This window comes from Streptomyces vinaceus, from assembly GCF_008704935.1.
In the GTDB taxonomy this organism is placed as follows: Bacteria; Actinomycetota; Actinomycetes; order Streptomycetales; family Streptomycetaceae; genus Streptomyces; species Streptomyces vinaceus.
On sequence record NZ_CP023692.1, the window covers coordinates 5314082 to 5334146 of the forward strand.

Sequence of the window (20065 nt, forward strand, 5' to 3'; positions counted from 1 at the left end):
CCGCGTAGGGTGCGGGCGTGGAAGAGACGCCGACGACCATCAGGGTGCTGCTCGCCGACGACCAGGCGCTGCTGCGCAGCGCGTTCAAGGTGCTGGTCGACTCCGAGCCCGACATGGAGGTCGTCGGCGAGGCCTCCGACGGGGCCCAGGCCTACGCGCTCGCCCGGGAGACCCGGCCCGACGTGGTCCTCATGGACATCCGGATGCCCGGCACGGACGGGCTCGCCGCCACCCGCATGATCAGCGCCGACCCCGAACTCGCCGCCGTCCGCGTCGTCATGCTGACGACCTTCGAGGTCGACGAGTACGTCGTGCAGTCCCTGCGGGCGGGCGCCTCCGGGTTCCTCGGCAAGGGCGCCGAGCCCGACGAGCTCCTCAACGCCATCCGCGTCGCCGCCGCCGGGGAGGCGCTCCTGTCCCCGGCCGCCACCAAAGGGCTCATCGCCACCTTCCTCGCCCAGGGCGGCGGCGCCGACCCCGGCGCCCCCACCGCGCACGCCGAACGGCTCGCCGCGCTGACCGTGCGCGAGCGCGAGGTCCTCGTACACGTCGCCGCGGGCCTGTCCAACGACGAGATCGCCGGACGGCTCGAAGTCAGCCCGCTCACCGTCAAGACCCACGTGAACCGCGCCATGGCCAAGCTGAGCGCCCGCGACCGGGCCCAACTGGTGGTCATCGCCTACGAATCGGGCCTGGTCCGGCCCCGCGTCGACTAGGGGTGTCCAGACGGAAGGCAGTCGGGGGCGGGGCGGTGGAGTACGGCCGCGTACTGCGGACGCGGTATGCGGCGCATAAAGACGCGGCACCTGGGGGCGACGCAGCGCCGCCCCCGCGTACGGAAGGCTGAAGGCCCGCGGCCTTCAGGCCCAGCCCAGCCCCGCGCACGCCACTGCAGAGAGATCCCACACCCATGTCCTGGCTGTCCCGCTTCAGCCTGGCCCAAAGAGCGCTGATCGGCCTCGTGTCGATCACCGCACTGCTCTTCGGCGCCATAGCCATCCCGCAGCTCAAGCAGCAGCTGCTGCCGTCCATCGACCTGCCGATGGTGTCCGTGCTCGCGCCGTACCAGGGCGCCTCGCCCGACGTGGTGGAGAAGCAGGTCATCGAACCGATCGAGGCCACCCTCAAGGGCGTCGACGGCATCACCGGCATCACCTCCACGGCCAGCGAGGGCAACGCCCTCATCATGGCCACGTTCGACTACGGCGACAGCGGTACCAAGCAGCTCGTCGCCGACGTCCAGCAGGCCGTCAACCGGGCCCGCGTACGGCTGCCCGCCGAGGTGGACCCGCAGGTCGTGGCCGGCTCCACCGACGACATCCCGACCGTCGTCCTCGCCGTCACCTCGGACAAGGACCAGCAGGCCCTGGCCGACCAGCTCAGCCGCTCCGTCGTCCCCGTCCTGGAGGACATCGAGGGCGTCGGCCAGGTCAGCGTCGACGGGGTCCAGGACCTCCAGATCGCCGTCACCCCCGACAACGCCAAGCTGGCGGCGGCGGGCCTCGACGGGGCCGCCCTCGCGCAGGCCCTCCAGGCGGGCGGCGCGACCGTACCGGCCGGCTCCTTCGACGAGGCCGGCAAGAACCGGACCGTCCGCGTAGGCGGCGGCTACACCTCCCTCGCCCAGCTCCAGGAGCTGCGCCTCGGCGGCGCCGGCGGCAAGCCGGCCGTGCGTCTGGCCGACGTCGCCACCGTCACGCAGGAGCCCGCCAAGGCCGTCTCCCTGACCCGGACCAACGGCAAGCCCAGCCTCGCCCTCGTCCTCACCATGGACAAGGACGGCAGCGCCGTCGCCATCTCCGACGCCGTCAAGGACAAGCTGCCCGAGCTGCGCTCCGCACTCGGCGCCGGCGCCGAACTGACCGTCGTCAGCGACCAGGGCCCGCCCGTGGCCAAGTCCATCTCCAGCCTCACCACCGAGGGCCTGCTCGGCCTGCTCTTCGCGGTGCTCGTGATCCTGGTCTTCCTGGCCTCGCTGCGCTCGACGCTGGTCACCGCGGTCTCCATCCCGCTGTCCGTGGTCCTCGCGCTGATCGTGCTGTGGACCCGCGACCTCTCGCTCAACATGCTGACCCTGGGCGCCCTCACCATCGCCATCGGCCGCGTCGTCGACGACTCGATCGTGGTCCTGGAGAACATCAAGCGCCACCTCGGCTACGGCGAGGAGCGCGAGGCGGCCATCATCGCCGCGGTCAAGGAGGTCGCCGGCGCGGTCACCTCCTCCACGCTCACCACCGTCGCCGTGTTCCTGCCGATCGGATTCGTCGGCGGCATGGTCGGCGAGTTCTTCGGCCCGTTCTCCCTCACCGTCACCGCGGCCCTGCTGGCCTCGCTGATCGTGTCCCTCACGGTCGTACCGGTGCTCTCGTACTGGTTCCTGCGCGCGCCCAAGGGCGTGGCGGCGGGCGACCCCGGGAGCGCGGCGAAGGCGCGGCGCGAGGCCGAGGAGAAGGAGGCCAGGAGCCGCCTCCAGGGCTTCTACGTACGGGCGCTCGGCCTGGTCACGCGCCGCCGGATCGCCACCCTCGCCGTCGCGGTGGTCGTCCTCGTCGCCACGTTCGGGATGGCCCCGCTGCTGAAGACCAACTTCTTCGACCAGGGTGAGCAGAGCGTCCTGACGGTCAAGCAGCAGCTGCCCCCGGGCACCTCGCTGGCCGCCTCCGACGAGGCGAGCCGGAAGGTCGAGAAGGCCCTCACCGAGATCAAGGGCGTCAAGGACTACCAGGTCACCGTCGGCTCCTCCGGCTTCCTGGCCGCCTTCGGCGGCGGTACGGGCTCCAACCAGGCCTCGTACCAGGTCACCCTGGAGGACTCCGGCGACTCCGAGGGCGTCAAGCAGCGCATCGAGGACGCCCTGGGCAAGCTCGACGGCATCGGCGACACCAGCATCTCGGCGGGCGGCGGCTTCGGCAGCCAGAACCTGAGCGTGGTCGTCAAGGCCGGGCAGGCCGACGTCCTCGCCCAGGCCGCGGAGCAGGTCCGGGCCGAGATGGCCACGCTCGACGACGTCACCGACGTGCAGAGCGACCTCTCCCAGTCCGTGCCCCGGATCTCGGTGACCGCCACCCCGAAGGCCGCCGAGGCGGGCCTGAACCAGGCCGCCCTCGGGGCGATCGTCGCCCAGGCCGTACGGGGCACCCCGGCGGGCAAGGCCGTACTGGACGGCACCGAGCGGGACATCGTCATCAAGTCCGCGCACCCGGCCACCACCCTGGCCGAGCTCCAGGCGCTCCCGGTCGGCCCGGTCAAGCTCGGCGACGTCGCCGAGGTCAAGGAGGTCCCCGGCCCGGTCTCGATGACCCGGATCGACGGTGCCCGCGCCGCGACCGTCACCGCGAAGCCGGTCGGCGACAACACCGGCGCGATCGGCGCCGAACTCCAGACGAAGATCAAGGCGCTGGACCTGCCCGAGGGGGCCACGGCCACCATCGGCGGCGTCTCCTCGGACCAGGACGACGCGTTCGCCTCCCTGGGCCTGGCCATGCTCGCGGCCGTCGCGATCGTGTTCATGCTGCTCGTGGCCACGTTCCGGTCGCTGGTCCAGCCGCTGGTCCTGCTGGTCTCGATCCCGTTCGCGGCGACCGGCGCGCTCGGCCTGCTGCTGGTGACCGGCACCCCGCTGGGCGTCCCGGCGATGATCGGCATGCTGATGCTCATCGGCATCGTCGTGACCAACGCGATCGTCCTGATCGACCTGGTCAACCAGTACCGGGCACAGGGCCTCGGCGTGGTCGAAGCCGTCATCGAGGGCGGGCGGCACCGCCTGCGCCCGATCCTCATGACGGCCCTCGCGACGATCTTCGCGCTGCTCCCGATGGCGCTCGGCGTCACCGGCGGGGGCGGGTTCATCTCGCAGCCGCTCGCGGTGGTGGTGATCGGCGGCCTGGTCAGCTCGACGCTGCTGACGCTGCTCCTGGTACCGACCCTCTACACGATGATCGAGCTCCGCAAGGAGCGCCGCCGCGCGAAGCGCGAGGCCAGGCGCACGGCCCGCCTCACGGTGGTCCCGGCCCCGGACGAGTCCTCCGACGAGGGGTCCCCGGTCAAGGTCTGACGTACGGTCCGGCGAACGCCGAAGGGCCGCTCCCTCGAACGAGGGGGCGGCCCTTCGGGCGTACGGCGGGGGCTACGGGAGGGCGAGCATGCGCTCCAGGGCCAGCTTCGCGAAGCTCTCCGTCTCCTTGTCGACCTGGATCTGGTTGACGAGGGTGCCCTCGGCCAGGGACTCCAGGGTCCACACCAGGTGGGGGAGGTCGATGCGGTTCATCGTCGAGCAGAAGCAGACCGTCTTGTCGAGGAAGACGACCTCCTTGTCCTGCGCGGCGAATCGATTCGCCAGGCGGCGGACGAGGTTCAGCTCGGTGCCGATGGCCCACTTGGAGCCGGCCGGGGCCGCCTCCAGCGCCTTGATGATGTACTCCGTCGAGCCGACGTAGTCCGCGGCCGCGACGACCTCGTGCTTGCACTCGGGGTGGACGAGCACGTTCACCCCGGGGATGCGGGCGCGGACGTCGTTGACCGAGTCGACCGAGAAGCGGCCGTGCACCGAGCAGTGGCCGCGCCACAGGATCATCTTGGCGTCCCGCAGCTGCTGGACGGTCAGGCCGCCGTTCGGCTTGTGCGGGTTGTAGAGCACGCAGTCGTCCAGGGACATGCCCATGTCGCGGACGGCGGTGTTGCGGCCCAGGTGCTGGTCCGGCAGGAAGAGCACCTTCTCGCCCTGCTCGAAGGCCCACTCCAGGGCCTTCTTCGCGTTGGACGAGGTGCAGATCGTGCCGCCGTGCTTGCCGGTGAAGGCCTTGATGTCGGCGGAGGAGTTCATGTACGAGACGGGGACCGTCGCACCGGCTATGCCGGCCTCGGTCAGCACGTCCCAGCACTCGGCGACCTGCTCGGCGGTGGCCATGTCGGCCATCGAGCAGCCGGCGGCCAGGTCCGGCAGGACCACCTTCTGGTCGTCCGAGGTCAGGATGTCCGCGGACTCCGCCATGAAGTGGACGCCGCAGAAGACGATGTACTCGGCCTCCGGCTTGGCGGCCGCGTCCTTGGCCAGCTTGAAGGAGTCGCCGGTGACGTCGGCGAACTCGATCACCTCGTCCCGCTGGTAGTGGTGGCCGAGGATGAAGACCTTGTCCCCGAGCTTCTCCTTGGCCGCGCGGGCTCGCGCGACCAGGTCCGGGTCCGACGGCGACGGCAGGTCGCCGGGGCACTCCACCCCGCGCTCGCTCTTGGGGTCGGCCTCACGGCCGAGCAGCAGCAGGGCGAGGGGCGTCGGCTGGACGTCCAAAGGCTGGGCGGTGGTCACGACACGCACCCTTTCTGTTCCGCGACAAGGGCTTCGAAGCGGGGCTTCCGAAGCAGAATTCGACTTCTCGTCTATTTGACGTTATCTATCATAGCCGCTTCACGTCACTTTGACGATGCCGATAGTGTCGATGTGACGAATTCGCCCGGGACGGAGTGCCGGGTCCGTCAGGTCCACCTCCCCGCGACGGTGTGCGAGCATGGAAATCTGAAACATGCGTCGGGTCCGGAATGAATCCTCGGCCCCGCTCGTTGCCATCGACGGCAAGAGTCCGACGTTTCCCCGCCATGGGTGGGGAGCCGCCCACTTCGGGAGTGAATGCAGATGTCCGTACAGGACGACAAGACCACTGTGAGCGACGGCATCCTCCTGTCCGACGCCGCCGCCGAGAAGGTCAGGACCCTGCTGGAGCAGGAAGGCCGCGATGACCTGGCGCTCCGCGTCGCCGTCCAGCCCGGCGGCTGCTCCGGCCTGCGCTACCAGCTCTTCTTCGACGAGCGCTCCCTCGACGGCGATGTCGTCAAGGACTTCGACGGCGTGAAGGTCGTCACGGACCGGATGAGCTCCCCGTACCTGCACGGTGCCTCGATCGACTTCGTCGACACCATCGAGAAGCAGGGCTTCACGATCGACAACCCCAACGCCACCGGCTCCTGCGCCTGCGGCGACTCCTTCAGCTAAGCCTGGAGCGAGCAGGGACACACGGGAGGCCCCCGGCGCCATCGGCGCCGGGGGCCTCCCGTCGTGCGGGCCGGGCTACTGCCGGGGGAGCGGCTTGCCCGACGTCGCGTCGATCACCTTGCGCTCGCCCAGCGGCTGCTGGAGCGTCGCCGACACCGTCATCTCCTGGGCGAGCATGATGCAGGCCCGCCCCGGCTCCTTCGGGGTGTCCGTGATCCGCACGGTCACCGATCCGGCCTCCTCCCGCGCCTCCAGGGCGTACGTGCTGCACACGCTGCCCCAGAAGTTCACGGTCAGCTTCCGGTCGGAGTCCTGGTACGCGAACCCCGGAACGGTGCGCCCGCCCTTGGGGGCCGAAGGCGTCCCCGCGGCGTCCTCACCGGCCGGCTGGACCACCGTACGGGCGGGGCCACCCCCGCTCCCCGCCACCTCGAACAGCCACGCCGGGACCAGCCCGCGCGCCCCGTCCACGGTCCCCGGGGCCAGCCCGAGCACCGCACCCTTCACCGTCTCGGTCCGCGGCGGCTTCATCGGCCGCGGCTCCGGGTTGCAGGGCGGGGTGTCCCCGGGGCCGACCGGGGTGTCCGGGGACAGCGGGACCGCGCTGGCACAGCCGCTGGGCCCGGTGTCCGCGGCCCCGGATCCGCCCGAGGCCCGGTTGAGCCGGGCCAGCGCCTCGGCGGCACCGACCACCGGCTGCTCGGCCGCGCGCACGGGCGCCTTGAGCTCACCGCTGCCCGCCACCACCCGGGAGTCCGCGCCCACGCTGATCTTCGTGGACCAGCCCTGGGTGGGCAGCCCGTCGATCACCGGGTCGGCCGTCACCACGCGTACGGAGCCCTGCGTGAGCCGGGCGTCCAGCTTGGCCCCGCTCTGGCCGAGCGCCGCGAGCACCGGGGCGGCGGCGGCCTTGGCGGCCTCCTCACTCACGGGGGCGCCGCCCTGGGCGGCGTCCGCACCGCCGTTGCCGTCCGCCTGGGGGAGAGTGGCCGGGCCGCAGGTGTCCTTGCCGCGCTTGCAGTCGTCACCGGCCCCGCCGCTGCCCTGGCCGCCGGCCCCCTGGAAGCGAGCGAAGTTCCACGTCCCGGGGGCCTTGTGGTTCACCGTGAGCCGGGGCCCCGAGCCGTCGCCGCCCTCCCCGGCCTGCCAGGTCTCGCCGGTGAGCCGGGGGGAGCCCGGGAGGCCGAGGGCCGTCGCGAGCCGGGCCGCCTCCTCCGGGCTCACCTCGCCGGTCGCGGCGTAGGACGGCGCGGTCGCCGCGGGGGCGTCGGGGAGCTTCACGTCGGCCCGGTAGGTGACCCCGCTGCCGTGCGGGTCCGGCTCGCCGGGGGCGATGCCCGGCCCGGAGGGGCTCGGCGCCACCCGGGGCGCCGAGGCCGCGCTCTCACCCGTACGGTCGCCCCGCCCGCCGTCACCGGAGGCCGCGGCCGCCCAGTACGCCGTACCGCCGCCCGCGAGCAGGACGGCGGCCGCGATCGAGCCGATGGCCCAGGCCGGCCGCCGCCGTGTGCCGCGTGATGTCTCGGGTTGTTCGCTGGTCACCGCTTGCTCCTTCGCCCTCGCCGTAGTGGCTGACGGGGCTGTGACGGAACAGACGGCGAACCGGTTCCCCGGCCCCCCTCGGCTCTCAGTCCCCGTACTCGGCCGTCGAGGCGATCAGGCGGGCCGAGGCCGGCGGGACGCTGATCCCGTGGATCTGGGAGGGCGCCACCCGGGCCGGCCGGGGGTCCGCCGCGACCGCCCAGTGCGGGGCCATCCTGGCGCAGTCGCCCAGCAGCCGTGCGAGGCCGGGCCGCGTGGCGGCGGGGCCCTTCCCGGTGCCTTCCCTGGTCGTGCCCGCGTACCCGAAACCATCGGTGTAGGTCATGGGGGCACGGTAGGCACGGGGCGGCGGGCGAAGAAAGACCTACTACGGGGTAGTTTCGTGCGGTCGGCGGCCGGGCAGCGACCGGGTAGTTTTGACTGTCCCCCTCGCCGTCCTCCGCAGGAGCGTCCACGCCGTGCGTATCGCAGTCACCGGCTCCATCGCCACCGACCACCTCATGACCTTCCCCGGCCGCTTCGCCGACCAGCTCGTCGCGGACCAGCTGCACACGGTCTCCCTCTCCTTCCTCGTCGACAACCTCGACGTACGGCGGGGCGGCGTCGGCCCGAACATCTGCTTCGGCATGGGTCAGCTCGGCACCCGCCCGATCCTGGTGGGCGCGGCCGGCTACGACTTCGACGAGTACCGCGCGTGGCTGGAGCGGCACGGCGTCGACACCGACTCGGTGCGGATCTCCGAGGTGCTGCACACCGCGCGCTTCGTGTGCACCACGGACGCCGACCACAACCAGATCGGCTCCTTCTACACGGGCGCGATGAGCGAGGCCCGCCTGATCGAGCTCAAGGCGGTCGCGGACCGGGTGGGCGGGCTCGACCTCGTCCTCATCGGAGCCGACGATCCCGAGGCGATGCTGCGCCACACGGAGGAGTGCCGCACGCGCGGGATCCCGTTCGCGGCGGACTTCTCGCAGCAGATCGCCCGGATGGACGGCGAGAACATCCGCACCCTGATGGAGGGCGCGACGTACCTCTTCTCGAACGAGTACGAGAAGGGCCTGATCGAGTCGAAGTCCGGCTGGACGGACGCCGAGATCCTGGGCAAGGTCGGCACGCGCGTGACCACCCTCGGCTCGCGCGGCGTGCGGATCGAGCGGGCCGGCGAGGCGCCGATCGTCGTCGGCTGCCCGGACGAGACGGCGAAGGTGGACCCGACGGGCGTCGGCGACGCGTTCCGCGCGGGCTTCCTCACCGGCCTGGGCTGGGGCGTGGGTCTGGAGCGGGCGGCGCAGGTCGGCTGCATGCTGGCCACGCTCGTGATCGAGACGCTGGGCACGCAGGAGTACACCCTGGCCCGCGCCCACTTCATGGAGCGCTTCACCAAGGCGTACGGCGAGGACGCGGCCGCCGAGGTCCGCGCCCACCTGGCGGCGTAACCCTCCCGCGCACCGGACGCCGGCGGGCCGCTCTCAGACCCGCCGGCGGACCGTGTACGCGACCCCCGCCGGGCGCGGGGCCTCGCCCACGTAGGTGTGGCCGCGCATCGTGCACCAGGCCGGGATGTCCAGGCGGGCCACCTCGTCGTCCGACAGGACGGTGACGGTGCCCCCGACCGGGACCGTGCCGATCGCGCGGGCCAGCTCGATCACCGGCTGGGGGCAGCGCAGGCCCAGGGCGTCGATCTCCAGCGCGTCCGACACCGGCTCCGCGGCGGGCGGCGCGCCCACGCCGAGCGTGGCGCGGACCCCCGCCACCACCCCCGGCAGGACCTCCAGGAAGCCGTTCACCTCCTGCGCCGTCGTCCCCGGCGGCAGCGAGACCCGTACGTTCCCCTCCGACAGCACGCCCATGGCCCGGAGCACATGACTCGGGGTCAGCGTGGAGCTGGTGCAGGAGGAGCCGGAGGAGACGGAGTAACCCGCCCGGTCCAGCTCGTGCAGCAGCGTCTCCCCGTCGACGTACAGGCAGGAGAACGTGACCAGGTGCGGCAGCCGCCGCTCCGGGTCCCCGACCACCTCCACGTCCGGCACCAGCCGGGCCACGCGGCGCCGGATGCGGTCGACCAGGGTCCGCAGCCGGGCCGCCTCCGCCTCGGCCTCGGCCCGTACGGCCCGCAGCGAGGCCGCCGCGGCCACGACGGCCGGCAGGTTCACGAAGCCGGGGGAGCGGCCCGACTCCCTTTCGTCCGCGGGGAATTGGGGAGAAAACCGCACTCCCTTGCGGACCGCCAGCAGCCCGACTCCCGCCGGACCGCCCCATTTGTGCGCGCTCGCCGTCAGCACCGACCAGCCGCCCTCCACCGGGCCCCAGCCCAGCGACTGCGCCGCGTCCACCAGCAGCGGCACCCCGGCCGCCGCGCAGACCTCGGCCACCTCCGCCACCGGCTGGACCGTGCCCACCTCGTGGTTGGCCGACTGGAGGCAGGCCAGGGCCGTGGAGGGGTCCAGCACGGAGGCGTACCCGGACGGGGAGACCGCGCCCGCGCGGTCCACCGGTACCTGGGTCACCGTCCCCCCGGCGGCCTCGTGCGCGTCCGCCGCGTGGAGTACGGAACTGTGTTCGACCGCCGATACGACCAGATGACCGCCGACGCGCCGGCGCCCGGCGAGGGCCCCCGCGACCCCCGTGTGAACCGCGTGCGTCCCCGAAGGAGTGAACACCAGCTCGTCGGGGCGGCAGCCCACGGCCTCCGCCGCCGCCTCGCGCGCCGCGTCCAGCAGCAGCCGGGCGCGCCTGCCCTCCCGGTAGAGCCGGGCGGGGTCCGCCCAGCCCTCGTCCAGGGAGGCCTGCAACGCCTGCCGGGCCACGGGGTGCAGGGGGGCGGCGGAAGCGGTGTCGAAGTACGGCATCGGGCCACGCTAACCGGCGGCCGGGTGCGTTCGAGGTCAGGGGCCGTCAGATGCTCTCCGGAGGCCGCCATTCAGGGGGTGTTGGGCCGTCCCCCGTACGGCGGATCCATCCCTTCGGGGGCAGTAGCGGCGCGTTGGGCACCCTCCCCGCGCGACCCCAAATAGCGTCCAGTAGGGTTTGGTCCGCATAAACATCCAAACCCCTGCCTGCGTCAGGGCCGGCGACCGACCCGAATACGGCCGCGGCCGGCCGCGCGGGCCGAGACTCTCGGGAAGGCGCTACGTGAGTCCCTACGGCTCCGACCGCTCGCCGCGGCGCCCGATGCGGCGGAAGCTGCTGCAGGCGCTGACTGCGGGCGCGGTCCTGGCGACCGCCACTGGTTGCTCGTACAACTGGCAAGACTTCCCCCGGCTCGGAATGCCCTATCCGGTCACGGAGGAGGCGCCTCGCATCCTGTCCCTGTGGCAGGGGTCGTGGGCAGCTGCCCTCATCACGGGCATCCTGGTCTGGGGCCTGATCATCTGGAGCGTCATCTTCCACCGGCGCAGCCGGACGAAGGTGGAGGTCCCCCCGCAGACCCGGTACAACATGCCCATCGAGGCGCTGTACACCGTGGTCCCGCTCATCATCGTCTCGGTGCTCTTCTACTTCACCGCGCGTGACGAGTCGAAGCTGCTCGCCCTCACCCCGAAGCCGGCGCACACGATCAACGTGATCGGCTTCCAGTGGAGCTGGGGCTTCAACTACGTCGAGAACGTCGACGGAGACGCGGCGACCCCCAAGGCCGGCGCGGTCCCCAAGGAGCTCGCCAACATCCCGGACCGCTTCACCAAGGAATTCCCCGCGGGCGCCGAGGGCGTCTACGAGAAGGGCGTTCCCGGTGACCGGAACCTGGAGACGGGCAACCCCGGGCCGACCCTGTGGCTGCCCAAGGGTGAGAAGGTCCGTTTCATCCTGTCGTCGAACGACGTCATCCACTCCTTCTGGGTGGTCCCCTTCCTGTTCAAGCAGGACGTGATCCCGGGCCACACCAACGTTTTCGAGGTCACCCCCTCCGAAGAGGGCACCTTCGTGGGCAAGTGCGCCGAGCTCTGCGGCGTCGACCACTCCCGGATGCTCTTCAACGTCAAGGTCGTCTCTCCCGAGGCCTACCGGGCGCACCTCAAGGAACTGGCCGAGAAGGGGCAGACCGGCTTCCTCCCGGCCGGCATCAAGCAGACTGACCCGGCCCGGAATGCGGAGACGAACAAACTGTGAGCATCCTCAACGAATCTCAGGGTGCCGCCGCCGACTCGTATGAAAACGAGCTGCCGGTGCGGCGCAAGCAGCCGGGCAATGTCGTCGTGAAGTGGCTGACCACTACCGACCACAAGACCATCGGCACGATGTACCTGGTCACGTCGTTCGTGTTCTTCCTCATCGGCGGTCTGCTGGCGCTCTTCATGCGCGCCGAGCTGGCTCGTCCGGGTACGCAGATCATGTCGAACGAGCAGTTCAACCAGGCGTTCACCATGCATGGCACGATCATGCTGCTGATGTTCGCCACCCCGCTGTTCGCGGGCTTCGCGAACTGGATCATGCCGCTGCAGATCGGCGCGCCCGACGTGGCGTTCCCGCGGCTGAACATGTTCGCGTACTGGCTGTACGTCTTCGGCTCGACCATCGCGGTGGCCGGCTTCGTGACGCCGAACGGCGCCGCCGACTTCGGCTGGTTCGCCTACTCCCCGCTGTCGGACGCGGTCCGCTCGCCGGGCATCGGCGCCGACATGTGGATCATGGGTCTGGCCTTCTCCGGCTTCGGCACGATCCTCGGCTCGGTCAACTTCATCACCACGATCATCTGCATGCGCGCTCCGGGCATGACGATGTTCCGCATGCCGATCTTCACCTGGAACGTGCTGCTGACCGGTGTCCTGGTCCTGCTCGCCTTCCCGGTCCTGGCCGCCGCGCTCTTCGCGCTGGAGGCCGACCGCAAGTTCGGCGCCCATGTGTTCGACGCCTCCAACGGCGGCGCATTGCTCTGGCAACACCTCTTCTGGTTCTTCGGACACCCAGAGGTGTACATCATCGCGCTGCCGTTCTTCGGAATCGTCTCCGAGATCATCCCGGTCTTCTCCCGCAAGCCGATGTTCGGTTACATCGGTCTGATCGGTGCGACGATCGCGATCGCCGGCCTTTCCGTGACCGTGTGGGCCCACCACATGTACGTCACCGGCGGTGTGCTGCTGCCGTTCTTCTCCTTCATGACCTTCCTGATCGCGGTACCGACCGGTGTGAAGTTCTTCAACTGGATCGGCACCATGTGGAAGGGCTCGCTGTCCTTCGAGACCCCGATGCTCTGGACGATCGGCTTCCTGGTCACCTTCACCTTCGGTGGTCTGACCGGCGTCATCCTGGCCTCGCCCCCGATGGACTTCCACGTCTCCGACTCGTACTTCGTCGTCGCGCACTTCCACTACGTCGTCTTCGGCACCGTGGTGTTCGCGATGTTCGCCGGCTTCCACTTCTGGTGGCCGAAGTTCACGGGCAAGATGCTGGACGAGCGCCTCGGCAAGATCACCTTCTGGACGCTGTTCATCGGCTTCCACGGCACGTTCCTGGTGCAGCACTGGCTGGGCGCCGAGGGCATGCCGCGCCGTTACGCGGACTACCTCGCGGCCGACGGCTTCACCGCCCTGAACACGATCTCGACGATCAGCTCCTTCCTGCTGGGCATGTCGATGCTGCCGTTCATGTACAACGTCTGGAAGACGGCGAAGTACGGCAAGAAGATCGAGGTCGACGACCCGTGGGGCTACGGGCGTTCGCTGGAGTGGGCGACGTCCTGCCCGCCGCCGCGGCACAACTTCCTCACCCTGCCGCGCATCCGTTCCGAATCGCCTGCGTTCGACCTGCACCACCCTGAGATCGCAGCCCTCGACCACCTCGAGGACCACAGCGTCGCCGCCAAGGCCGTCACCGGTGGCAAGGAGGCCGGCAAGTGAAGATCCAGGGCAAGATGTTCCTCTGGCTCTCCTTCTTCATCCTGATCATGGCCGTCGTGTACGGCGTGTGGTCGAAGGAGCCCGTCGGAACCACCGCGCTCTTCCTGGCCTTCGGCCTGAGCGTCATGATCGGCTACTACCTGGCCTTCACGGCCAAGCGCGTGGACGAGATGGCCCAGGACAACCTGGAGGCCGACGTCGCCGACGAGGCGGGCGAGCTGGGGTTCTTCTCCCCGCACAGCTGGCAGCCGCTCTCGCTCGCCATCGGTGGTGCCTTCGCGTTCATGGGCGTCATCTTCGGCTGGTGGCTCATGTACTTCTCGGCCCCGATCATCCTGATCGGCCTGTGGGGCTGGGTGTACGAGTACTACCGCGGTGAGAACCAGAACCAGTAGGACCGCAGCACCGAGACAGGACCTGGGGCCCGGACACCTCCAATGGAGGAGTCCGGGCCCCTCGTTTGCAGTCACCCCGCGCGCAGTAATGGTCATACCTTCATAGCGTGGGCTCCATGAAGCACTCACCGCGTCTTCGGACGGTACTCAGCTGCTCCGTGCTGGTGGCGTCCCTCGGGGCCGGAGCCACCGCCTGCGGGCCCGGAGACAACCCGCTGTCAGCCCGCCCGTACGACGCGGGCGACCAGGTCGTCTTCAACCAGCCGCCCGGTGGACGGCCCGTCGACCCCGAGAAGCCCCTGGAGATCACCGCCAAGGGCACCGGCGGAAGCCGGATCACCGACGTGTCCGCCGTGGACGCCCAGGGCCGCCGTCTCGCGGGCGAGCTGAGCGCCAAGGGCGACCGCTGGCACAGCACCGCCCCGATGGCCGCCGGCGTCCATTACACGGTCCTGGTGAACACCGAGGACGAGCGGGGCGCTCCGGGGCAGCGCAGGCTGACGTTCGAGACCACTCCGGCCCAGAAGGTCCTCAAGGTCGAATTCGGCCCGGACGAGGGCAAGTACGGCGTCGGACAGCCCCTTACGGCCGTGCTCAACGAGCCCATCGCGGACAAGGCCGCCCGGGCGATCGTGGAGCGGGGCCTGGTCGTCAGCACGCCGCCCGGCGTCGAGGGCGCCTGGCACTGGGTGGACGACAAGAACCTGCACTTCCGCCCGAAGGATTACTGGCCCGCGCACTCCACCGTCTACGTACGGAGCAATCTGGAGGGCATCAAGATCAACGACGAGCTCCACGGGGCCGCTTCCACGCCGTTGACGCTGGAGATCGGGGACCGGGTCGAGGTCACCACCGACGCGTCCTCGCACTACCTGACGTTCGAGCGCAACGGAGAAGTGATCAATACCATTCCGGTGACCACCGGAAAGCCCGGATTCTCCACCCGCAACGGGGTCAAGGTGGTGCTCGGCAAGCAGTACTTCGTCCAGATGCGCGGCGACACCGTCGGCATCGGCGGCAGCGAGTACTACAACCTGCCCGTCTACTACGCGACCCGTGTCACCTGGAGTGGTGAATACGTGCACGCCGCGCCGTGGTCCGTGAGCTCACAGGGATCCGAGAACGTCAGCCACGGCTGCACGGGCATGAGCACCGGCAACGCCGCCTGGTTCTACGAGAACATCACCGAGGGCGACATCGTCCGGGTGATCAACAGTATCGGCGATGACATGGAGCCCTTCGGCAACGGCTTCGGCGACTGGAACCTGGACTGGAAGGAGTGGCGCGACGGCAGCGCCCTCCTCAAGGGCACCCAGGAAGGCCGCAGTCCGATCGACCAGGCCCGGCTGCGCCCGCAGGTCTGAGACCGGCCGGCCCCCGCTCCGGGGCCGGGCGGACCCGCACCGTCCTCCGCCGGCGCGCCGCAGTCCGTACGGACTCCCGCGCGCCGGCGGACATCGTCTAGGCGGCCGAAGACAGCCGCGAACGCACCAGGGCCGCCAGGGTGTCCGCGAACTCCACCGGATCCACCGGCAGCGTCACTGCCGCGTCCGCGCGGCTCCAGGTGGCCAGCCAGGCGTCCTGCGGACGTCCCATCAGCAGAAGCACCGGCGGGCACCGGAAGATCTCGTCCTTGATCTGCCGGCACACCCCCATGCCGCCGGCCGGGACCGCCTCGCCGTCCAGTACGCACACGTCGATCCCGCCCGCGTCCAGCTCGCTGAGGACGGCCGGGAGGGTGGCGCATTCCACGAACTCGACGGGCGGCAGGTCCGCGGCCGGCCTGCGCCCGGCCGCCAGCCTCACCTGCTCGCGGGTGCCCGCGTCGTCGCTGTAGACCAGAACCCGTGCAGTCGACCGCATTTCGTTCCTCCACGGTGCCGTGAATCACGTTGATGTTGCGCGGGATGCTACTCCGTCCGCACCCGTGTCAACATCGGTTCGAACAGCCTCGCCGATGAAGGTCCGGGGCCGATCTGATGGGCCGTTCGGGCCTTGCACACGCCCCTGACACTCCGAACGGCACCCCCCGGGGTGAGGGCGGGATAAGCGACCGACATAATGTCGGTCGTGGCGACAGCAACGACAGTAGATACCGGGCACGCGCACCCGACGGTCAACCGGCCGAACCTCGTCAGCGTCGGAACCATCATCTGGTTGAGTTCCGAGCTGATGTTCTTCGCGGCCCTCTTCGCGATGTACTTCACCCTGCGATCCGTGACAGGCGCCGAGTACTGGACAGAGCAGGCTTCGGCCTTGAATCTGCCCTTCTCGGCGACGAACACGACGATCCTGGTGCTTTCCTCCCTCACCTGCCAGCTCGGCGTATTCGCCGCGGAGCGCGGTGACGTGAAGAAGCTCCGGTCGTGGTTCATGATCACATTCGTCATGGGTGCGATCTTCATTGGCGGCCAGGTGTTCGAGTACACCGAGCTGGTCAAGCACGAGGGCATGTCTCTCAAGTCAGGTCCGTACGGCTCGGTGTTCTACCTGACCACCGGCTTCCACGGTCTGCACGTGACGGGCGGTCTCATCGCCTTCCTGCTGGTCCTCGGCCGGACGTACGCGGCCAAGAGGTTCACCCACGAACAGGCCACGTCGGCCATCGTCGTGTCCTACTACTGGCACTTCGTCGACGTCGTCTGGATCGGCCTCTTCGCGACGATCTACCTGATCAAGTAGCGAACACGTCACCGGGCCCAGACCCGGCACTCCATCCAGACACACCGACGCAGAAGATCCTGACACCGGGGTAATCCGTGAAAAAGCTCTCCGCACGACGACGCCATCCGCTGGCGGCGGTCGTCGTTCTACTCCTCGCGCTGGCGGCCACTGGGGGGCTGTACGCCGCCTTCGCCCCCGCGGGCAAGGCGCAGGCCGATGAAACCGCCCAGTCCCTCGCCATCGAGGAGGGCAAGAAGCTCTACGCCGTGGGCTGCGCAAGCTGCCACGGAACCGGCGGTCAGGGTTCCACTGACGGCCCCAGCCTGGTCGGCGTCGGCTCCGCGGCCGTCGACTTCCAGGTGAGCACGGGCCGCATGCCCGCCCAGCAGCCCGGCGTGCAGGTGCCGAAGAAGCCGGTCATCTACGACCAGGCGCAGATCGACCAGCTCGCCGCCTACATCGCCTCCCTCGGCGCCGGCCCCATCGTGCCGACCGAGAAGCAGTACGACCCGGCGGGCGCCAACGTCGCCAGGGGTGGTGAGCTCTTCCGCAACAACTGCGCGCAGTGCCACAACTTCACCGGCGAGGGCGGCGCGCTGACGAACGGCAAGTACGCCCCGAACCTTGAGGGCGTCTCGCCGAAGCACATCTACGAGGCCATGCTCACCGGCCCGCAGAACATGCCCTCCTTCCCGGACAGCACCATGCCGACGAAGGAGAAGAAGGACATCATCGCGTACCTGCAGCACGTGAACGGCGATGAGTCGACCAGCCCCGGTGGTCTCAAGCTCGGCGGCCTCGGCCCCGTCTCCGAGGGTCTGTTCGGCTGGATCTTCGGTCTGGGTGCGCTGATCGCTGTCGCCGTCTGGGTCGCGGCCCACACCGCTAAGGCCAAGAAGTCATGAGTAGCCAAGACATTCCCGAAGAGAAGCACCTGCCGAGCGAGCAGGGCGACGCGCACCACGGTGGCGTAGCAGTCGCGGACGATCCGTTCGCCGACCCGGGCCTGCCGGTCCACAAGCCCCGTATCCAGGACATCGACGAGCGGGCCGCGAAGCGCTCCGAGCGCACCGTGGCGATGCTGTTCACGCTGTCGATGCTGGCCACGATCGGCTTCATCGCCTCCTACGTGACCCTCCCGGTCGACAAGATCGTCTACATCTTCCCGATCGGGAAGGTGAGCGCGCTGAACTTCGCGCTCGGTCTGACCCTGGGTACGGCCCTCTTCTGCATCGGCGCGGGCGCGGTCCACTGGGCCCGCACCCTGATGTCCGACGTCGAGGTCGCCGACGAGCGCCACGAGATCGCGGCGTCGCCGGAGCTCAAGGCCAAGGTCATGCAGGACTTCGCGGACGGCGCGGAGGAGTCGGGCATCGCCCGCCGCCCGCTGATCCGCAACACCATGCTGGGCGCGCTGTCGATGCTGCCGCTGTCCGCTCTCGTGATCATGCGCGACCTGGGCCCGCTGCCCGAGGAGAAGCTGCGCAAGACCGTGTGGAGCCGGGGCAAGCTGCTCATCAACGACAACACGAACGAGCCGCTGCGTCCCGAGGACGTGCAGGTCGGTTCGCTGACCTTCGCCAGGCCCGAGGGCCTGGAGGAGGAGCAGCACGACTTCCAGACGCAGATCGCCAAGGCCGCCCTGATGATCGTCCGCATCAAGCCGGAGGACATCAAGGACAAGCAGGAACTCGAGTGGTCCCACGAGGGCATCGTGGCCTACTCGAAGATCTGCACCCACGTCGGCTGCCCGATCAGCCTGTACGAGCAGCAGACCCACCACGTGCTCTGCCCGTGCCACCAGTCCACCTTCGACCTCTCCGACGGCGCCCGAGTCATCTTCGGTCCGGCCGGCCACGCGCTTCCGCAGCTGCGGATCGGCGTGAACGGTGAAGGTTTCCTCGAAGCGCTCGGCGACTTCGAAGAGCCCGTCGGTCCTGCATTCTGGGAGCGCGGATGAGCACTGCCACTGACACAAAGCGCTCGGCGCCCTCCAAGGGCGAGCGGGTAGCGGACTGGGCCGACGGCCGCCTGGGCATCTACAGCCTGGCCAAGTCCAACATGCGCAAGATCTTCCCGGACCACTGGTCCTTCATGCTGGGTGAGATCTGCCTCTACAGCTTCATCATCATCATCCTCACGGGTGTGTACCTGACGCTGTTCTTCCACCCGAGCATGAACGAGGTCGTGTACCACGGCTCGTACGTGCCGATGCAGGGCGTCCAGATGTCCGAGGCCTTCGCCTCGACGCTGGACATCAGCTTCGACGTCCGCGGTGGCCTGCTGATCCGTCAGATCCACCACTGGGCGGCGCTGATCTTCGTCGCGGCGATGCTCGTGCACATGATGCGCGTGTTCTTCACCGGCGCGTTCCGCAAGCCGCGCGAGGTCAACTGGATCTTCGGCTTCCTGCTGCTGGTCCTCGGCATGTTCACCGGTTTCACCGGTTACTCCCTGCCGGACGACCTGCTCTCGGGCACCGGTGTCCGCTTCATGGAGGGCGCGATCCTGTCCGTGCCGATCGTCGGCACGTACCTGTCGTTCTTCCTCTTCGGCGGCGAGTTCCCCGGCAGCGACTTCGTCGCCCGGTTCTACTCGATCCACATCCTGCTGCTGCCCGGCATCATGATGGGCCTGCTGGTGGCCCACCTGATCCTGGTCTTCTACCACAAGCACACCCAGTTCGCGGGTCCCGGCAAGACGAACAACAACGTCGTCGGCATGCCGCTGCTGCCGGTCTACATGGCCAAGGCCGGAGGCTTCTTCTTCCTGGTCTTCGGTGTCATCGCGGCCATCGCGGCGATCGCCTCGATCAACCCGATCTGGGCGCTCGGCCCGTACCGGCCGGACCACGTGTCCACCGGCGCGCAGCCCGACTGGTACATGGGCTTCTCCGAGGGCCTCATCCGTGCGATGCCCGGCTGGGAGATCAACCTCTGGGGCCACACGCTGGTCCTCGGCGTCTTCATCCCGCTGGTGATCTTCCCGCTGGTGCTGGCCACGATCGCGGTCTACCCGTTCATCGAGTCCTGGGTCACCGGGGACAAGCGCGAGCACCACATCCTGGACCGCCCGCGCAACGTCCCGACCCGTACGGCCTTCGGTGTGGCCTGGCTGACGTGGTACGTCATCCTGCTGATCGCCGGTGGAAACGACATGTTCGCGCAGTACTTCCACCTGTCGATCAACAACATCACCTGGTTCGCCCGCATCGGCTTCTTCGTCGGTCCGGTCATCGCCTTCGTCATCACCAAGCGGATCTGCCTCGGCCTCCAGCGCCGGGACCGGGACAAGGTGCTGCACGGTCGCGAGACCGGCATCATCAAGCGCCTGCCGCACGGTGAGTTCGTCGAGGTCCACGAGCCGCTGACGCAGGGCAAGCTGCACACGCTGACCGCGCACGAGCAGTACAAGCCGGTCGAGATCGGCCCGACGGTCGACGAGAACGGCGTCGAGCGCAAGGTCGGCCGCGCCGAGAAGCTCCGCGCGAAGCTCAGCAAGGGCTACTACGCGCAGGACAACCAGATTCCGAAGCCCACGGTGGAGGAGTACAAGGAGATCCAGAGCGGCCACGGCCACCACTGATCCCGCTTGAGGGACTGATCCAGGTCAGTCCTCGTGTCGCCACGGCGAGAGCCCCGTCC

The 20065-nt window shown here is 69.5% G+C and carries 17 protein-coding genes; 12 read left to right on the forward strand and 5 right to left on the reverse strand.

Annotated elements, in window-relative coordinates:
• The first annotated feature begins 17 nt into the window (after positions 1-17).
• Entirely contained in the window at positions 18-716 is a 699-nt protein-coding gene (locus tag CP980_RS23960; RefSeq protein WP_150529052.1) for a response regulator, read from the forward strand.
• Positions 717-910: 194 nt separating this feature from the next.
• Positions 911-4054: an efflux RND transporter permease subunit gene (locus tag CP980_RS23965; protein WP_150529053.1), complete on the forward strand. Its 3144-nt coding sequence runs from the start codon at positions 911-913 to the stop codon at positions 4052-4054.
• 72 nt (positions 4055-4126) lie between these two features.
• Here the strand turns inward: CP980_RS23965 and nadA are convergent, their stop codons facing one another.
• Positions 4127-5314: a quinolinate synthase NadA gene (gene nadA / locus CP980_RS23970; RefSeq protein WP_132755832.1), complete on the reverse strand. Its 1188-nt coding sequence runs from the start codon at positions 5312-5314 to the stop codon at positions 4127-4129.
• A gap of 315 nt (positions 5315-5629) precedes the next feature.
• Here nadA and erpA point away from each other — a divergent pair, with 315 nt between their 5' ends.
• Positions 5630-5986: an iron-sulfur cluster insertion protein ErpA gene (erpA, locus tag CP980_RS23975; RefSeq protein ID WP_030010511.1), complete on the forward strand. Its 357-nt coding sequence runs from the start codon at positions 5630-5632 to the stop codon at positions 5984-5986.
• A gap of 75 nt (positions 5987-6061) precedes the next feature.
• Here the strand turns inward: erpA and CP980_RS23980 are convergent, their stop codons facing one another.
• Both CP980_RS23980 and CP980_RS23985 read right to left on the reverse strand, forming a co-directional pair.
• Positions 6062-7528, reverse strand: a complete 1467-nt coding sequence (locus tag CP980_RS23980) for a hypothetical protein (RefSeq protein WP_150529054.1) — start codon at positions 7526-7528, stop codon at positions 6062-6064.
• A gap of 85 nt (positions 7529-7613) precedes the next feature.
• Positions 7614-7853 carry a hypothetical protein gene (locus CP980_RS23985; RefSeq protein ID WP_150529055.1) on the reverse strand — a complete coding sequence of 80 codons (240 nt, stop codon included), beginning with the start codon at positions 7851-7853 and terminating at the stop codon, positions 7614-7616.
• A gap of 133 nt (positions 7854-7986) precedes the next feature.
• On the opposite strand from CP980_RS23985, the gene CP980_RS23990 reads away from it, so the two are divergent.
• Entirely contained in the window at positions 7987-8964 is a 978-nt protein-coding gene (locus tag CP980_RS23990) for a carbohydrate kinase family protein (protein WP_150529056.1), read from the forward strand.
• Positions 8965-8997: 33 nt separating this feature from the next.
• Here CP980_RS23990 and CP980_RS23995 read toward each other — a convergent pair whose 3' ends face one another.
• Positions 8998-10377 carry a cysteine desulfurase/sulfurtransferase TusA family protein gene (locus CP980_RS23995; protein ID WP_132755838.1) on the reverse strand — a complete coding sequence of 460 codons (1380 nt, stop codon included), beginning with the start codon at positions 10375-10377 and terminating at the stop codon, positions 8998-9000.
• 283 nt (positions 10378-10660) lie between these two features.
• Here CP980_RS23995 and ctaC point away from each other — a divergent pair, with 283 nt between their 5' ends.
• The 4 genes from ctaC to CP980_RS24015 all read left to right on the forward strand — a co-directional run bounded on the left by ctaC (position 10661) and on the right by CP980_RS24015 (position 15121).
• Positions 10661-11635, forward strand: coding sequence for an aa3-type cytochrome oxidase subunit II (gene ctaC / locus CP980_RS24000; protein ID WP_099893039.1), 975 nt, complete (start codon positions 10661-10663; stop codon positions 11633-11635).
• Positions 11632-13362 carry an aa3-type cytochrome oxidase subunit I gene (gene ctaD, locus CP980_RS24005; protein WP_099893041.1) on the forward strand — a complete coding sequence of 577 codons (1731 nt, stop codon included), beginning with the start codon at positions 11632-11634 and terminating at the stop codon, positions 13360-13362. Before ctaC ends, ctaD begins: the two co-directional genes overlap by 4 nt.
• Complete coding sequence (locus CP980_RS24010; protein ID WP_069919980.1) at positions 13359-13757, forward strand: cytochrome c oxidase subunit 4; 399 nt, start codon at positions 13359-13361, stop codon at positions 13755-13757. The genes ctaD and CP980_RS24010 overlap by 4 nt, the downstream gene beginning before the upstream one ends.
• 116 nt (positions 13758-13873) lie before the next feature.
• A complete protein-coding gene (locus tag CP980_RS24015; RefSeq protein ID WP_150529057.1) occupies positions 13874-15121 on the forward strand; it encodes a L,D-transpeptidase in 1248 nt (415 codons plus the stop codon).
• A gap of 97 nt (positions 15122-15218) precedes the next feature.
• Here the strand turns inward: CP980_RS24015 and CP980_RS24020 are convergent, their stop codons facing one another.
• Positions 15219-15620 carry a DNA-binding transcriptional response regulator gene (locus CP980_RS24020; RefSeq protein ID WP_099893045.1) on the reverse strand — a complete coding sequence of 134 codons (402 nt, stop codon included), beginning with the start codon at positions 15618-15620 and terminating at the stop codon, positions 15219-15221.
• Positions 15621-15818: 198 nt separating this feature from the next.
• Between CP980_RS24020 and ctaE the strand changes: the two genes are divergently transcribed.
• From ctaE to qcrB, 4 genes are all read left to right on the forward strand, one after another.
• Positions 15819-16439: an aa3-type cytochrome oxidase subunit III gene (gene ctaE, locus CP980_RS24025; RefSeq protein ID WP_048476286.1), complete on the forward strand. Its 621-nt coding sequence runs from the start codon at positions 15819-15821 to the stop codon at positions 16437-16439.
• Between the two features lie 77 nt (positions 16440-16516).
• Complete coding sequence (gene qcrC, locus CP980_RS24030; protein ID WP_099893047.1) at positions 16517-17326, forward strand: cytochrome bc1 complex diheme cytochrome c subunit; 810 nt, start codon at positions 16517-16519, stop codon at positions 17324-17326.
• Entirely contained in the window at positions 17323-18381 is a 1059-nt protein-coding gene (gene qcrA / locus CP980_RS24035) for a cytochrome bc1 complex Rieske iron-sulfur subunit (RefSeq protein ID WP_132755842.1), read from the forward strand. Before qcrC ends, qcrA begins: the two co-directional genes overlap by 4 nt.
• On the forward strand, positions 18378-20006 hold the full coding sequence (qcrB, locus tag CP980_RS24040; RefSeq protein ID WP_123514857.1) for a cytochrome bc1 complex cytochrome b subunit: 1629 nt from the start codon (positions 18378-18380) through the stop codon (positions 20004-20006). Before qcrA ends, qcrB begins: the two co-directional genes overlap by 4 nt.
• The last annotated feature ends 59 nt before the right edge of the window (positions 20007-20065 follow it).

Excerpts from the sequence above, each read along its gene's own strand:
- CP980_RS23965 (WP_150529053.1), top strand. The coding sequence starts at position 911 with ATGTCCTGGCTGTCCCGCTTCAGCCTGGCCCAAAGAGCGCTGATCGGC.
- erpA (WP_030010511.1), top strand. The coding sequence starts at position 5,630 with ATGTCCGTACAGGACGACAAGACCACTGTGAGCGACGGCATCCTCCTG.
- CP980_RS23985 (WP_150529055.1), bottom strand. The coding sequence starts at position 7,853 with ATGACCTACACCGATGGTTTCGGGTACGCGGGCACGACCAGGGAAGGC.
- CP980_RS23995 (WP_132755838.1), bottom strand. The coding sequence starts at position 10,377 with ATGCCGTACTTCGACACCGCTTCCGCCGCCCCCCTGCACCCCGTGGCC.
- CP980_RS24015 (WP_150529057.1), top strand. The coding sequence starts at position 13,874 with ATGAAGCACTCACCGCGTCTTCGGACGGTACTCAGCTGCTCCGTGCTG.
- CP980_RS24020 (WP_099893045.1), bottom strand. The coding sequence starts at position 15,620 with ATGCGGTCGACTGCACGGGTTCTGGTCTACAGCGACGACGCGGGCACC.
- ctaE (WP_048476286.1), top strand. The coding sequence starts at position 15,819 with ATGTCGGTCGTGGCGACAGCAACGACAGTAGATACCGGGCACGCGCAC.
- qcrA (WP_132755842.1), top strand. The coding sequence starts at position 17,323 with ATGAGTAGCCAAGACATTCCCGAAGAGAAGCACCTGCCGAGCGAGCAG.
- qcrB (WP_123514857.1), top strand. The coding sequence starts at position 18,378 with ATGAGCACTGCCACTGACACAAAGCGCTCGGCGCCCTCCAAGGGCGAG.